Source organism: Microbacterium xylanilyticum (genome assembly GCF_054654695.1).
Genome location: NZ_BAAIEN010000002.1, coordinates 2,619,019 through 2,632,320, shown reverse-complemented (window position 1 = coordinate 2,632,320; position 13,302 = coordinate 2,619,019). Strand labels below are relative to the sequence as shown.

General features: G+C 69.9%; 9 protein-coding genes and 1 tRNA gene. 6 read left to right on the top strand and 4 right to left on the bottom strand.

The genetic code is table 11. The features are described 5' to 3' along the window. Positions 1-205 precede the first annotated feature (205 nt). Positions 206-1,669: a zinc-dependent metalloprotease gene (locus ACYQ1L_RS13270; RefSeq protein WP_460004560.1), complete on the bottom strand. Its 1,464-nt coding sequence runs from the start codon at positions 1,667-1,669 to the stop codon at positions 206-208. Between the two features lie 130 nt (positions 1,670-1,799). Here ACYQ1L_RS13270 and ACYQ1L_RS13265 point away from each other — a divergent pair, with 130 nt between their 5' ends. The 4 genes from ACYQ1L_RS13265 to ACYQ1L_RS13250 all read left to right on the top strand — a co-directional run bounded on the left by ACYQ1L_RS13265 (position 1,800) and on the right by ACYQ1L_RS13250 (position 6,558). After that, the gene (locus ACYQ1L_RS13265; protein ID WP_460004559.1) at positions 1,800-2,903 is read left to right on the top strand and encodes a YlbL family protein; all 1,104 of its coding nucleotides are present in this window, start codon (positions 1,800-1,802) and stop codon (positions 2,901-2,903) included. 82 nt (positions 2,904-2,985) lie between these two features. Further along, positions 2,986-5,886, top strand: a complete 2,901-nt coding sequence (locus ACYQ1L_RS13260) for a UPF0182 family membrane protein (protein WP_460004558.1) — start codon at positions 2,986-2,988, stop codon at positions 5,884-5,886. 59 nt (positions 5,887-5,945) lie between these two features. Then, positions 5,946-6,019, top strand: a tRNA-Met gene (locus ACYQ1L_RS13255). Between the two features lie 161 nt (positions 6,020-6,180). Beyond that, positions 6,181-6,558 carry a histone-like nucleoid-structuring protein Lsr2 gene (locus ACYQ1L_RS13250; protein WP_460004557.1) on the top strand — a complete coding sequence of 126 codons (378 nt, stop codon included), beginning with the start codon at positions 6,181-6,183 and terminating at the stop codon, positions 6,556-6,558. Between the two features lie 72 nt (positions 6,559-6,630). Here the strand turns inward: ACYQ1L_RS13250 and ACYQ1L_RS13245 are convergent, their stop codons facing one another. The 3 genes from ACYQ1L_RS13245 to ACYQ1L_RS13235 form a co-directional block, all read right to left on the bottom strand. Next, complete coding sequence (locus ACYQ1L_RS13245; RefSeq protein WP_460004556.1) at positions 6,631-7,962, bottom strand: hypothetical protein; 1,332 nt, start codon at positions 7,960-7,962, stop codon at positions 6,631-6,633. A 281-nt stretch (positions 7,963-8,243) separates the two neighbouring features. Beyond that, complete coding sequence (locus ACYQ1L_RS13240) at positions 8,244-9,527, bottom strand: MFS transporter (protein ID WP_460004555.1); 1,284 nt, start codon at positions 9,525-9,527, stop codon at positions 8,244-8,246. 126 nt (positions 9,528-9,653) lie between these two features. Further along, positions 9,654-10,442 (bottom strand): slipin family protein, encoded by a 789-nt coding sequence (locus ACYQ1L_RS13235; protein WP_460004554.1) that lies wholly within the window; start codon positions 10,440-10,442, stop codon positions 9,654-9,656. 148 nt (positions 10,443-10,590) lie between these two features. Here ACYQ1L_RS13235 and ACYQ1L_RS13230 point away from each other — a divergent pair, with 148 nt between their 5' ends. Next, positions 10,591-11,088, top strand: coding sequence for a hypothetical protein (locus ACYQ1L_RS13230; protein WP_460004553.1), 498 nt, complete (start codon positions 10,591-10,593; stop codon positions 11,086-11,088). Continuing rightward, positions 11,085-13,301 carry a bifunctional polysaccharide deacetylase/glycosyltransferase family 2 protein gene (locus ACYQ1L_RS13225; protein ID WP_460004552.1) on the top strand — a complete coding sequence of 739 codons (2,217 nt, stop codon included), beginning with the start codon at positions 11,085-11,087 and terminating at the stop codon, positions 13,299-13,301. Before ACYQ1L_RS13230 ends, ACYQ1L_RS13225 begins: the two co-directional genes overlap by 4 nt. Position 13,302: the final 1 nt, after the last annotated feature.

Here is a 13,302-nt window from a genome sequence, read left to right as displayed (position 1 = left end):
CCCGCGCGCCAGCTCGTGCAGCAGACGCGGGATCCACGGGCCGTCGACGGGGAGGGTCAGAGCGGCGTCCGCGCCGAGCTGCACCGTGTCGGCGTCGCGCCAGAGCACGGGATGGGCGGGGTCGAGCCGGATCGTGGGCATGCCCCGATCATGACCCGTCCGCCGTCGTCGTCGGACACGGATCCCGAATCGGTGGAGAACTCGGTCAGACCGGCTTCTCGCCGGATCCATCCGGACCCGGATCCGGCCGGTCGGTGCCCGATCCCGGCTCGTCCGCGCCCGGGGCCGACTCGTCCGAACCCGAGTCCGGTCGGCCGCCGCCGGAGTCCGGCCCGTCCGCACCGGCGCCGGGCTCACCGAAGTCCTCGCCGCGCAGCAGCCGCTCCAGCGCCTCGTCCATCTCGTCCGGTGCCGGCTCCTCGCCGCGGGCGCGCGCCTGCAGGCGGGCCACCAGGGCCGCGGGGTCGTCGATGTCCGAGGCTTCGGGCATCAGGTCGGGGTAGTCCCAGAGCGCATCGCGCGCCTCGATGCCGACCGCGTCGGTGACGGCGCGCCACATCGCAGCGGCCTCGCGCAGCCGGCGGGGACGGAGCTTGAGTCCGACGAGGGCGCCGAGGGCGTCCTCCGCGGGTCCGCCCGCGGCGCGGCGCCGTCGCGCGGCCTCCGCGATGCGCACGCTGTCGGGCAGCCGGGAGGTCGCCTGCGTGGTGACCACGTCGACCCACCCGTCGATCGTCGCGATGAGGCTCTCCAGGCGCTCGAGGGCCTCGCGCTGCACGTCGGAGAGTTCCGGCAGGAGGGCGCCGCCCTCGATCGCCGCGCGCAGCTCCTCCGGGTTCGACGGGTCGAGGCGCCCCGCGACGTCCTCCAGCTTCGCGACGTCGACCGTGACGCCCTTCGCGAACTCGGTGATCTGCGTCATCACGTGCAGGTGCAGCCACCGCGCGTGCCGGTAGAGCCTCGCGTACGCGATCTCCCGCGCCGCGAGGTAGAGCGCGATCTGGTCCTCGGGGATCTCCAGGCCCTCGCCGAACGCGGCCAGGTTCTGCGGGACGACGGCCGCAGTGCCCGGCGGCAGCACGGGGATCCCGACGTCGCCGCCGGAGACCACCTCGAGCGACAGGTTCCCGAGCACCTGGCCGAACTGCATCGCGAAGACCGAGCCGCCGATGCCGCGCATGAGCCGGCCGGCACCCTGCACCGCGCCCTGCATCTCCTCGGGCACCTGACCCTCGAGCGCGCTCGTGAGGGCGTCGGCGATGCTGGTGGAGACCGGCGTGGCGACCTCCTTCCACACCGGGAGCGTCTGCTCGACCCACTCGCCGCGGGTGAGGGCGCGCGGAGCGGATCCGAGCTCGGAGATCGTGGTCGCCTCGCCGACCCACAGATCCGCGAGGGCGAAGGCGTCGGCGATCGAGGACCGCGCCCCGGAGTCGATGCCGAGACCGTCGCGGTTCGCGATGTGCAGCGCCTGGCGCAGGGCGGTCTCCCAGGGGTCGCCGCTCATCGCGTGCTGCATCTGCTGCATGATCTGCTGCATCATCGCGGGATCGAGGTTGAGCCCCTCCATGCCCTGCAGCGCGCTCAGGTCGAAGTCCTCGGCGGATCCGCCGAGCATGCGGCGCAGGAACTGCAGGAAGTCCTCGGAGTTCGGGTCGTTCTCAGCCATCGGAAGCCCTCTCAGCACGTGTAAAGCCCGTGCTGACTACGCTAGTCACACGACCAGTGCGAGTGCTCCGAACCCGGCCGCTCCGCTGTACGCCGCTCGCGAACGAGCATCGAGCACCCCTGGGAGACACATGACGAGCACCCGCTCCGGCCGCGGCACCCGGATCGGTCTCATCGCGTTCATCGCCTCGCTCGCGGCCCTGCTCGTGCTCACGTTCCTGCCGCTGCCGTACGTGATCGAGCAGCCGGGGCCCGTGTTCAACACGCTCGGCGAGGTGAAGGACGCGAAGGGCGAGAGCGTTCCGCTGATCTCCGTCACCGGCGCCGAGACGCACCCGACCAGGGGCGCGCTCGACCTGACCACCGTGCAGGTCGTCGGCAACCGCGAGACGCCGCCGTCGTGGATGCAGATCGTGCTCGCCTGGTTCGATCCGTCCAAGGCCGTGGTGCCGGTGGACGCCGTGTTCCCGCAGGGCGTGAGCACGACGCAGCGGGACCAGGCGAACCAGCTGATGATGGTCGATTCGCAGCAGGAGGCGACCGCCGCAGCACTGCGCGAACTCGGCCACACCGTCCCGGTCACGATCCAGGTGGCCTCGGTCACGGACGACGGCGCGGCGCACGGCATCCTGCAGAAGGGGGACACGGTCATCGCTCTGAACGGCAGCAACCCGGCCGATTCGGACGCCCTGCGCGCGGAGATCCAGGACTCCCAGGGAGCGCCGGTGACCCTCACGATCGAGCGCGGCGGGCAGCGCCAGGACGTCTCGGTCACCCCGCGCCGGCAGACGATCGACGGCGCGAGCCGGTGGCTGCTCGGCATCACCCTGCAGCAGAAGTACACCTTCCCGGTCGACGTGAAGCTGCAGCTCGACAACGTGGGCGGGCCGAGCGCCGGCATGATGTTCGCGCTGGGGATCATCGACACCTTGACGCCCGGGGCGCTCAACGGCGGCAAGCAGGTGGCCGGCACCGGCACGATCACCGCCGACGGCACGGTCGGGCCGATCGGCGGCATCCGGCAGAAGCTGTACGGGGCGCGCTCCGCCGGGGCGACGTACTTCCTGGCGCCCGGATCGAACTGCGACGAGGTGTACGGGCACGTCCCCGCGGGGCTCACCGTGGTCCGCACCGACAGCCTGGAGCAGTCGCTGGACGCGCTGAAGGTCATCGCCGACGGGGGAGACGTGGCCAGGCTGCCCACGTGCACCGCCGCCGACCTCAAGAAGCAGTAGCGCGAAGGCCGCGTTCGCGACGGGCGAAGCCGAGGCTCCCGCGCCTCAGGATCCCGAGATTCCGCCGACCTAGGATGGGACCGTGACCTCACCCGCACCGGCCGCGCCCCGACCCGCCCGACGCATCGTCCTCGCGACGGTGGTGATCCTCGCTGTGCTCATCGCCGCGTTCTTCGTGTTCGCGACGATGTACACCGACTTCCTCTGGTATGACCAGCTGAACTTCGCCCAGGTGCTGACCACGCGATGGATCGCCACGGCCACGATGTTCGTGGTCGGCTTCCTCGGCATGGCGGTGCCGATGTTCGTCGCCATCCAGCTCGCCTACCGTCTGCGTCCCGTCTATGTGCGGCTGAGCTCGCAGCTCGACCGCTACCAGGAGGTCGTCGAGCCCCTGCGCCGCCTCGCCATGTGGGGGATGCCGGTGTTCTTCGGCCTGTTCGCGGGCTTCGCCGCGGCCGGGCAGTGGGAGACCGTGTGGCAGTGGGCCAACGGCACCGCCACCGGCAAGACCGACGCGCAGTTCCACCTCGACACCGGGTTCTATCTGTTCGACCTGCCGTTCTACGAGGCGCTGCTCGGATTCGTCTCGGCCGTGCTGATCCTGAGCCTGCTGGTGTCGGCGCTCGTGCTGTACCTCTACGGCTCGGTGCGCGTGGGGCAGGGCGAGCTCCGTATCTCCAAGGCCGCGCGCGTGCAGCTGGCCGTGATCGCCGGCGTGTACCTCCTCGTCCAGGCGGCGAGCCTGTGGGTGGACCGGTACAAGACCCTCACCGCGACCGAGGACAAGATCACGGGTGCGGCATTCACCGGCGTGAACGCCACCATCCCCGGTCTGTCCATCCTCGCGATCATCGCGGCGCTCGTGGCCGTGCTGTTCTTCGTCACCGCAGTGATCGGCCACTGGCGCTTCCCGCTCGCGGCGACGGCGCTGCTCATCGTCGCCGCGCTCGTGCTCGGCATCGGCTATCCCTGGGCGGTGAACACCTTCCAGGTGAAGCCGAACCAGAACCAGCTGCAGGCGCAGTACTACGAGCGCAACCTCAAGGCGACGAAGGCGGCCTACGGCATCGACGCCGTCGACACGACGCCGTTCAAGGCCCAGACCACGGCCGAGTCGGGCCAGCTGCGCAGCGACGCCGACACCACGGCCTCGATCCGGATCATGGATCCGAACGTCATCGGCCCGACCTTCCAGCAGCTCGAGCAGTACCGCAGCTACTACAAGTTCCCGCAGAAGCTCGACGTCGACCGATACAAGATCGACGGCAAGAACCAGGACGCGCTGGTCGCCGTCCGCGAGATCGACACGAGCCGCATCCCCAGCCAGACCTGGAACAACAGCACGCTCGTGTACACGCACGGCTACGGTCTCGTCGCCGCGGCGGGCAACCAGCGCACCGACGACGGCGAGCCGGTGTTCCTCGAGCGGGGCATCCCGACGTCCGGCACCCTGACCGACAGCAAGAAGTTCGAGCCACGCGTGTACTTCGGCGAGAACTCGCCGGCCTACTCGATCGTGGGCGCCCCCAAGGGCACCGCGCCGGTCGAGATCGACTACCCGCGCGGCAAGGACTCGAGCGAGAACCAGACCAAGACGACCTTCACGGGCGACGGCGGCCCGCGCATCGGCAACTTCTTCACGAAGCTGCTGTACGCGCTGAAGTTCCAGTCCGAGCAGATCCTCTTCTCCGACAGCGTGAACCAGGACTCCCAGATCCTGTACGACCGCGACCCGGCGGATCGCGTGCAGAAGGCCGCGCCGTACCTGACCCTCGACAGCGACCCCTACCCGAGCATCGTCGACGGACGGATCGTGTGGATCGTGGACGGCTACACCACGAGCTCGAACTACCCGTACTCGACGACGGTGAACCTGCCGAAGGCGATCAGCGACTCGGTGAACACCCAGCCCGGGTTCGTCACGGATGACATCAACTACATCCGCAACTCGGTGAAGGCGACCGTGGACGCCTACGACGGCAAGGTCACCCTCTACGCCTGGGATCCGTCGGATCCGGTGCTGAAGACGTGGCAGAAGATCTACCCGGGCACGCTCAAGCCGATCAGCGACATGTCGTCGCAGCTGATGAGTCACGTGCGCTATCCGACCGACCTGTTCAAGGTGCAGCGCGCGATGCTCGGCACCTATCACGTGAACGACGCCGCGTCGTTCGCCCGCCAGGACAACCTCTGGGAGACCCCGAACGACCCGCAGAGCGGGTCCGCCAACCCGGAGCTGCAGCCGCCGTACTACCTGAGCATGAAGATGCCCGGTCAGGACCAGTCGCAGTTCTCGATGTACACCACGTTCATCCCCGCCTCGCAGGGATCCAACAGCCGCAACGTGCTGTTCGGGTACCTGGCGGTGGATGCGGATGCGGGCTCGACGGCGGGCAAGAAGTCCGACTCGTACGGCAAGCTGCGCATGCTGGAGATCGACGCGGACACGACCGTGCCCGGTCCCGGTCAGGTGCAGAACTCGTTCGACTCGGATCCGACGGTCGGACAGCAGCTCAACCTGCTGAAGCAGGGGCAGTCCAAGGTCACCCACGGCAACCTGCTGACGCTGCCGGTCGGCGGCGGGTTCCTGTACGTGCAGCCCGTCTTCGTGCAGTCCTCGGGCGGCACGCAGGTGCCGCGCCTGCAGAAGATCCTCGTCGCGTTCGGTGACAAGATCGCGTTCGCCGACACGCTCACCGAAGCGCTCGACCAGCTCTTCGGAGGCAACTCCGGTGCGGCCGGCGGCGACAACAACGTGAATCCGACGCCCACCCCGACTCCGGGGGGCGGCGGCACGACGCCGCCGACCGGCGACGCGGCGTTCCAGGCTGCACTGGCCGATGCGAAGGCCGCGATGCTCGCGCGCGACGCGGCGCTGAAGGCGGGGGACCTCTCGGAGTTCGCGGTGCAGGACAAGAAGCTGACCGACGCCGTCAACCGGCTGATCGCGCTCGAAGGGAGCGGCAGCGCCACGAAGTAGCGCCGATCCTGCCCCGATTGGCGCTCTGCCGAATCCCGTGCTAAGCTCATTTCTTGTGCCGCGGGGTGGAGCAGTTCGGTAGCTCGCCGGGCTCATAACCCGGAGGTCGCAGGTTCAAATCCTGTCCCCGCAACAAGAGAAGGCCCCCTGATCAGGAGAAATCCCGATCAGGGGGCCTTCGTCATGTGCTCCTCCGTGCACGATGAGCGGCGAAATACCGCTATTCGACAGATCTTTCTGTCGACCTTCACAAATCTTTCGCCGTCTGTTGCCGCGTCGGATAGCTTCTATAGCATGGCGAAGCGAAGCATCATCGAATCCGACCTCAGCGGCAAGCCCGATGCCGACACGGTCACGTTCGGCTGGGGTGGTGCCTGGTACGACATCGATCTGACCGCGGAAGAGCAGAAGGAGTTCGAGGCGACGTTGGCTCCCTACCTGGAGGCGGGGCGGGAGTCCGAGCGCTTCGGACTCGACGACGGCGTCGGTCGACGCCAGGTTCCCATCACCACTGCGGCCGAGCGGGTGCAGATCCGCGAGTGGGCCAAGGAGCACTACGGCGGAGCCGTGCCCGAATTCGGCCAGATCCCCAAGGGCATCATCGAGGCGTACGACCGGGCGCACGGCCTGACGAGGCAGACCCGACCGGCGGAGCCGCGCGGTCGGCGTTGAGCGAGGCATCCCCGCCCCGACGTGTGCTCGAGGCGGGGATGCTGTCACGCGGGCGTGCCCGCCGTCAGACCTTCAGCGTTTGCCGCCGGTCGAGGTGCTGCTGCCCGGCAGGGTCAGCTTGTAGATGTTCGCCTTCGATGAGCCGATGTAGGCGATGCCGTTGGAGACCGCGATGCTCTTGGCGTCGTAGTAGGCAGGCATGATCACATCGGCGAGCTTCGTCCAGGTGCTGCCGTCGGTCGACGAGTAGATGCTCGGCGCGACCGGACTGTTGGCGAGGATGTAGCTGGTCGTGCCGTCCTGATAGGTGTCGAGGACCGAATACACGCCGGGTGCGTTCAGCGAGCCGTAGGTGTTCGTCGAGGTGTCGAAGACCGGGACTGCTGTGGTCTGGCCGTTCACCGTCACCGATCCCGTGACGCCGCGGAAGCTGCTCATCGCGAAGATGATCTTCGAGCCGACCGCGTCGGCGTGGTACGGGTGGGGCAGGGTGGCGATCGTCGGACCCGCGTCGATCGCGCTCCAGCCGCTGCCGGGTGTGTAGACGTCCAGTCCGGGGGTGTTGTACGCCGTGTGCTGCACGCCGTCCGTCCCCGGGTAGGTGAAGGCGAGCGACGGGTCGCCCGTCGAGCTCATCGTGCTGGCACGGGTGTACAGCTTCCCGCCGGACACGGCGAGCCAGTAGTAGCGCGCGTACTCGCCGTCGCCGGGGTAGGTCGACAGGACCACGGGGTCGTCCGCCGCCGTGCGGTCGATCGTCCAGGTCGCACCGCCGTCGACGGACTTCTTGATCGCGGCCAGGGTGTTCGTCGGTCCGTACACGGTCTTGTCCGGGTTGACGATGGAGCCGGCCATGAAGAGCTCGCTGCCGAGCTTGGCGACGTCGAACACGTGGATGAAGGGCGTGTTGGCGATGTAGCTGCCTGCGTGCGTGGCGGGGTCGTAGCGGCCGTAGTTCGCCGGGGACGTCCAGCTGACGCGGGGGTCGATGTTCGGCGCATACACGGCGCCGTCCAGGAGCTTCAGCTTGCCGATCTCCTCTCCGGGGATGCCGGTGATCTCGTGCTTCTCCGCGCCCGTCGCGATCGAGTACGAGTTCAGGTTCACCGGTCCGGTGTTGGCGTTGTAATCGCCGTAGCCGGCGAACACCTTGCCGTCGGCGATGGCGAGGTCATGGATGCTGGAGTGGAACGAGTTCGCACCGGCGGACGCGGGGACGTTCTGCGCATCGGTGTTGGTCGCGAACAGGGACACCTTGATTCCGCTGGGGGCGGACTTGCCGGTGATGACGGCGCTGGGGACGCCGGCCGAGGCAGGCGCTGCGACCGCGACGGCGAGAGCCGCGCTGGCAGACAGCGCCGAGAGCGCGATCCAGACGCGCTTGCCGGGCTTCGATGACTTCATGGGGATTCCGTCTCCTTATGGATCTGGAGTTCTGGGGAACTGGGGATGGGAGTGACCGGGCCCGGCTCAGACCCGAAAGCTCTCTGAAAGGCCCGGTCGACGTCTTGTCACAGATCCTCGGTTCTGCAGACACGTCCTCGGGTCTGCGACGAAACGTCATCGATACAGGTTGTTTCGAATGGGGCGAGCCTATCTGTATCGAAAGACTGCCGAATAGGTTCTTTCGACACGACAAGACCCCCTGCGGCGCCCGCAGGGGGTCTTGATGCGAGTCGGGCGGGTCAGGAGCGCATCAGGCGCAGCACGGTGATCAGCCCGGCGAGTGCGAGTGCATTGGCGATCAGCACCGCGGTGACGATGACGGGCGTGCCCAGATCGTAGGCGGCGCCCAGGACTCCGCCGGCGACGAGGAGCCCCACGCCGCGAACGAACGCGAGCCATCCGAAGGCGATGGCCCGGGCGGCGGCGGGCACCAGCTCGGTGACCACCGCCTTGACGGTGGAGTCGAGGATCCCGTTCACGACGCCCCAGATCGCGACGCCGATCCAGATGAGCGCGGCGCTCTCGGAGAACGCGATCACCGAGGCGCCCGCGGCGACGGGGACGAGCAGCAGCGTTCGCGGGCCGAAGCGGTCGTAGGCGCGCCCCATCACGAGTCCGCTTGCGCCGTCCACCAGCATCGCGACGGCGAACAGGATCGGGATCTGGGCGTCGCTGAGCAGTGACCGGGTCTGCGCATGGAAGGCGAGCAGCGGGAAGGATGCGACCCCCGCCGAGAGCACGGCGATCGCCGCCGCATACAGCCAGAACCGCCCGGGGAGTCGCCGGTCCGCCGGTGCGGGCGTCGGAGCCGGGTCGGTCTCGCCGGCGGGATCCGCGGCAGCGCTCGCGCCACCGTCCGCGGTCCCCACCGGGGGTCCCGCCTGCAGCGCGGCCGGCTCCTCGTAGACGAGCGGATCCGGCACCCGGTGGCGGAGCCAGAACAGCACCCCGAGCACGAGGATCCCCGGCACGATGAGCACGCCGAAGGCGAGGGCGTAGTCGCCGTCCCGCCAGCCCAGAACCGCAGCCAGCAGCAGCGGGCCGAGCACGGCGCCGGTCTGGTCGAGCGCCTGATGCACGCCGAACGCGCTGCCGCGCCCGGTGCGCGCCGAGGCGTACGAGAGCAGCGTGTCCTTCGCGGGAGAGCGCACCGCCTTGCCGAGGCGTTCGGTGCCGTAGAGCAGGAGCGCGGGGGCGAGCACCCCGGTGACCCCGATGAGCGGCACGCTGAGGACGGTGAGGGCGTAGCCGAGGATCGTCCAGGTCCAGTAGTGACGCGTGCGCACCACCGCGTAGCCGGTGACGACGCGCAGCCCGTAGCCGATGAACTCCCCGGCACCGGCGACGATGCCGACGACCGTCGCCGACGCGCCCAGCGTGGCGAGGTAGGGGCCGATGATGCTGCGCGCGCCTTCATAGACCATGTCGGCGAGGAGGCTCACGATGCCGAACGCGAGGATGAAGTGCCACGGGCGCAGGAGTCGCGCGGCGCCGGGCTGGGCGGAGGGGGTGTGTGCGTTCATGCATCGCCTGTCGGTCGGGTGATCGTCGGATCGATCATCCACCGGACGGCATCACGGGGCCACGCGGCGCACGGCGGCCGTCCTGATTCGCCCTGGGCGGCGCGGCCCGCCCGCCGCCTCCCATGCTCAATGCGCGCGCATCTGTGCGACCGCCGCCTCCCGGTCGATCAGGTTGACGACGTCGCCGATCGAGCTGACGAGCGGTGCCGGGGCGATGACGAGCGTGTTCTTGTCGACGCCGATCTCCACGAGCGTCTGCAGGGTGCGCAGCTGCAGCGCGAGGGGGTGCGACATCATCGTGTCGGACGCCGAGCCCAGCTGGGCCGCGGCGAGCGCCTCGCCCTCCGCGGCGATGATCTTCGCCCTCTTCTCGCGCTCCGCCTCGGCCTGCTTCGCCATCGCGCGCTTCATGGTGTCCGGAAGCAGGATGTCCTTCAGCTCGACGAGAGTCACCTCCACGCCCCAGTCGACCGTGATGACGTCGAGGATCTCCCGGATGTTCGCGTTCAGTGCGGCCGTGTCGGACAGGATCTCGTCGAGATGGTGCTGGCCCACGACCCGGCGCAGGGTCGTCTGCGCAATCTGGTCGATCGCCGCGCGCACGTTCTCGATCGCGATGACCGACTTCACCGGGTCCTGGATCCGGTAATAGGCGACGGCCGAGACGCCCACGGTCACGTTGTCCTTGGTGATGATGCCCTGGGACTGGATCGGCATCGTCACGATCCGCAGCGAGACGGGGATGAGCACGTCGACGATCGGGAAGATGAACCGGATCCCCGGCTCGCGCACGTTGTGCAGGCGGCCGAAGCGCAGCACCACGCCGCGCTCGTACTGCCGCACGATCCGCGCCGACAGGAAGAACGCGATGATCGCGAGGACCACCACGATGCTGAGGATGATGAGCGGGGTCATGGGGACCGCCTCCTCCGGCTCCGGTGACGTGCCGCGGGCCGTGCCTCCATTGTCCTCCTCGCCGCCCGCGGCGTCGCGGAAAATCTCGGGATCGCGGACGCAGAGCGCGCCGAGAGGGCTCTCAGCGAACCGCATTATCCTGGTCTCCGTGACCCCCGATGAACCGCTGACCCGGCGTGCCCTGCGCCGGAGCGCCGACGCCCCGAGCGCCGTGTTCGTCGACCCGAGCGGTCGCCGTGCCAAGCGCGCCCGCGGCGCGGTGACCGTGCTCGTCCTCGCCGTGACCGCCGCGGTCGGCGCCGTCGTCGTCGCGGTCGCCACCACGCCGGAGCTGCGCGCGCCCCTGCTGCCGCCCGTGGTGGCCGCCGGTGCGCCCGCGACGGCGCGCACAGCTGCGCCGTCCCCGGCTCCGGGCGCCCGCCCGGGGACGCCGGCACCGGCCCCGGCGCCCGCCGAGCCGGCGACCGACACGACCTCGGCCACCACGGCCGGCACCCCGGCCGTGGTGCAGCCGGCCCCGGTCTCGGGGACGTCCGCATCCGGCACGGCGCCTGCACCGACGCCGGCACCCGTGACGGGACCGGGCAACAGCGCCAACGCCCCTGGGCGCACGACCCCGCACGGAACACCGCCGCCGCATCCATGACCCGCCGTCCCGTCGTGCGCCCCACGGCGCACTGGGTCGCGCTCTCGGCCCTGGTCGTCTTCCTCGTCGCAGTGCTCGTGGCGCAGGGGTACGTGCAGCATCTCGGCGGCTCTGCCGCGGATGGTGCGGTGTCGCGTGGCGATGCCCGCTCCGTGCCGCAGGCCGTGCGCGACGGCGGCCCGGTCGTCGCCGCGCGCAGTGACGGCCAGGTGCGCACCTCGGCCCCGCCGGCCCGGACCGTGGCGCTCACGTTCGACGACGGCCCCGATCCCCGCTGGACGCCCGAGATCCTCAAGGTCCTGGAGAAGCACGGCGCTCACGCCACGTTCTTCGAGGTCGGTCAGGAGGCGATCGCGCATCCGGACCTGGTCCGCGCGATCGTCGGGGCCGGCAACGAGGTGGGCGTGCACACCTTCACCCATGTGGATCTGGGAACCGCGCCCGACTGGAGGCGGCAGCTGGAGATCACCCTGGGCGAGCAGGCCCTGATCGATGCGACAGGCCGCACCGCCGCGCTTCTGCGGCCGCCCTACAGCTCGACCAATGCCGCCGTGGACGACGCGGGCTGGGGCGCCATCCAGGCCGCGGGAGCCGACGGGTTCGTCACGGTCCTGAGCACCCAGGACAGCGAGGACTGGCGGCGGCCGGGCGTGGAGCAGATCGTGCACAATGCCGCGCCGCGGGGCGATGGCGGGCAGGTGCTGCTCATGCACGACGGCGGAGGCGATCGCAGCGAGACGGTCGCCGCGCTCGAACGGCTCCTGTCCGAGCTCTCGGCACGCGGCTTCCGGGTCACCACCGTGAGCGACGCCTTCGGGCTCTCCGGCAGCACACGGCCGGCGACCTTCGCCGAGCGAGCGACCTCCGCGGTGACCGCGGGCGCGGTGCGGCTCAGCGACGGGGTCGTGCTCGCGGTGGAGGTCGCGCTGCTGATCAGCGGCATCCTCGTGGTGCTGCGCTCCGTGCTGGTGGTGATCGTCGCCGCGCGCCACGTCCGGCTCAGCCGTGGCCACGCGGCACGTGCCACGAGACCGCGGCGGCGCGGTGCGGACCTGCTCGCCGTGACCGATCCGGTGACGGTGATCGTGCCCGCGTACAACGAGTCCGCGGGCATCGAGGCCGCGGTCCGTTCGATCGCGGCGTCCACGCACCCGGTCGAGGTGATCGTCGTGGACGACGGCTCCTCGGACGGCACCGCCGACATCGTGGAGCGCCTGGCTCTGCCCGGAGTGCGGGTGATCCGGCAGGCGAACGGCGGCAAGCCGGCTGCCCTCAACACCGGCATCGCCGCGGCCTCGCACGAGCTCATCGTCATGGTCGACGGCGACACCGTGTTCGAGCCGGACACCGTGACCCGGCTCGTGCAGCCGTTCGCGGATCCGGCCGTCGGCGCCATCTCCGGCAACACCAAGGTGGTGAACCGCTCCGGCATCCTCGGCCGATGGCAGCACATCGAGTACGTGGTGGGGTTCAACCTCGACCGCCGGCTGTTCGACCTGGCCGAGTGCATGCCGACCGTCCCCGGCGCGATCGGCGCGTTCCGCCGCTCCGCGCTCGCCGGCGTCGGCGGCGTCAGCGACGACACCCTCGCGGAGGACACGGATCTGACGATGTCGATCCTGCGTGCCGGATGGCGGGTCGTCTATCGCGAGGACGCCCGCGCCTGGACCGAGGTCCCGGCGAGCCTGGGGGCGCTCTGGCGGCAGCGCTATCGCTGGTGCTACGGCACGATGCAGGCCATGTGGAAGCACCGGAGGGCGGTGTTCCAAACCGGACCGGCAGGCCGACTGGGGCGCCGCGGGCTCACCTATCTGCTGCTGCTCCAGGTGCTGCTGCCGCTGCTCGCACCGGTCGTGGACGTGTTCGCCGTCTACGGCGTCCTGTTCCTCGACCCGATCCGCGTGCTCGGGCTCTGGCTGTTCTTCCTCGTCGTGCAGAGCCTGGTGGCCGCGTACGCCTTCCGCCTGGACGGCGAGCGCCTGGGCCCGCTCTGGACGCTGCCCCTGCAGCAGGTGGTCTATCGGCAGCTCATGTACCTCGTCGTCATCCAGTCGGTGTTCACGGCGATCGCCGGAAGACGACTGCGCTGGCAGCGCATGCAGCGATACGGAACGCTCGCCGGCGTGGTCGAGCCGACGGCATCCTCTGCCGCACCGCTAGTTGGCGCGGCGGGCGAAGTCAATGCCGTGTCCGGGCGGTCCGCGCGCACGTAGC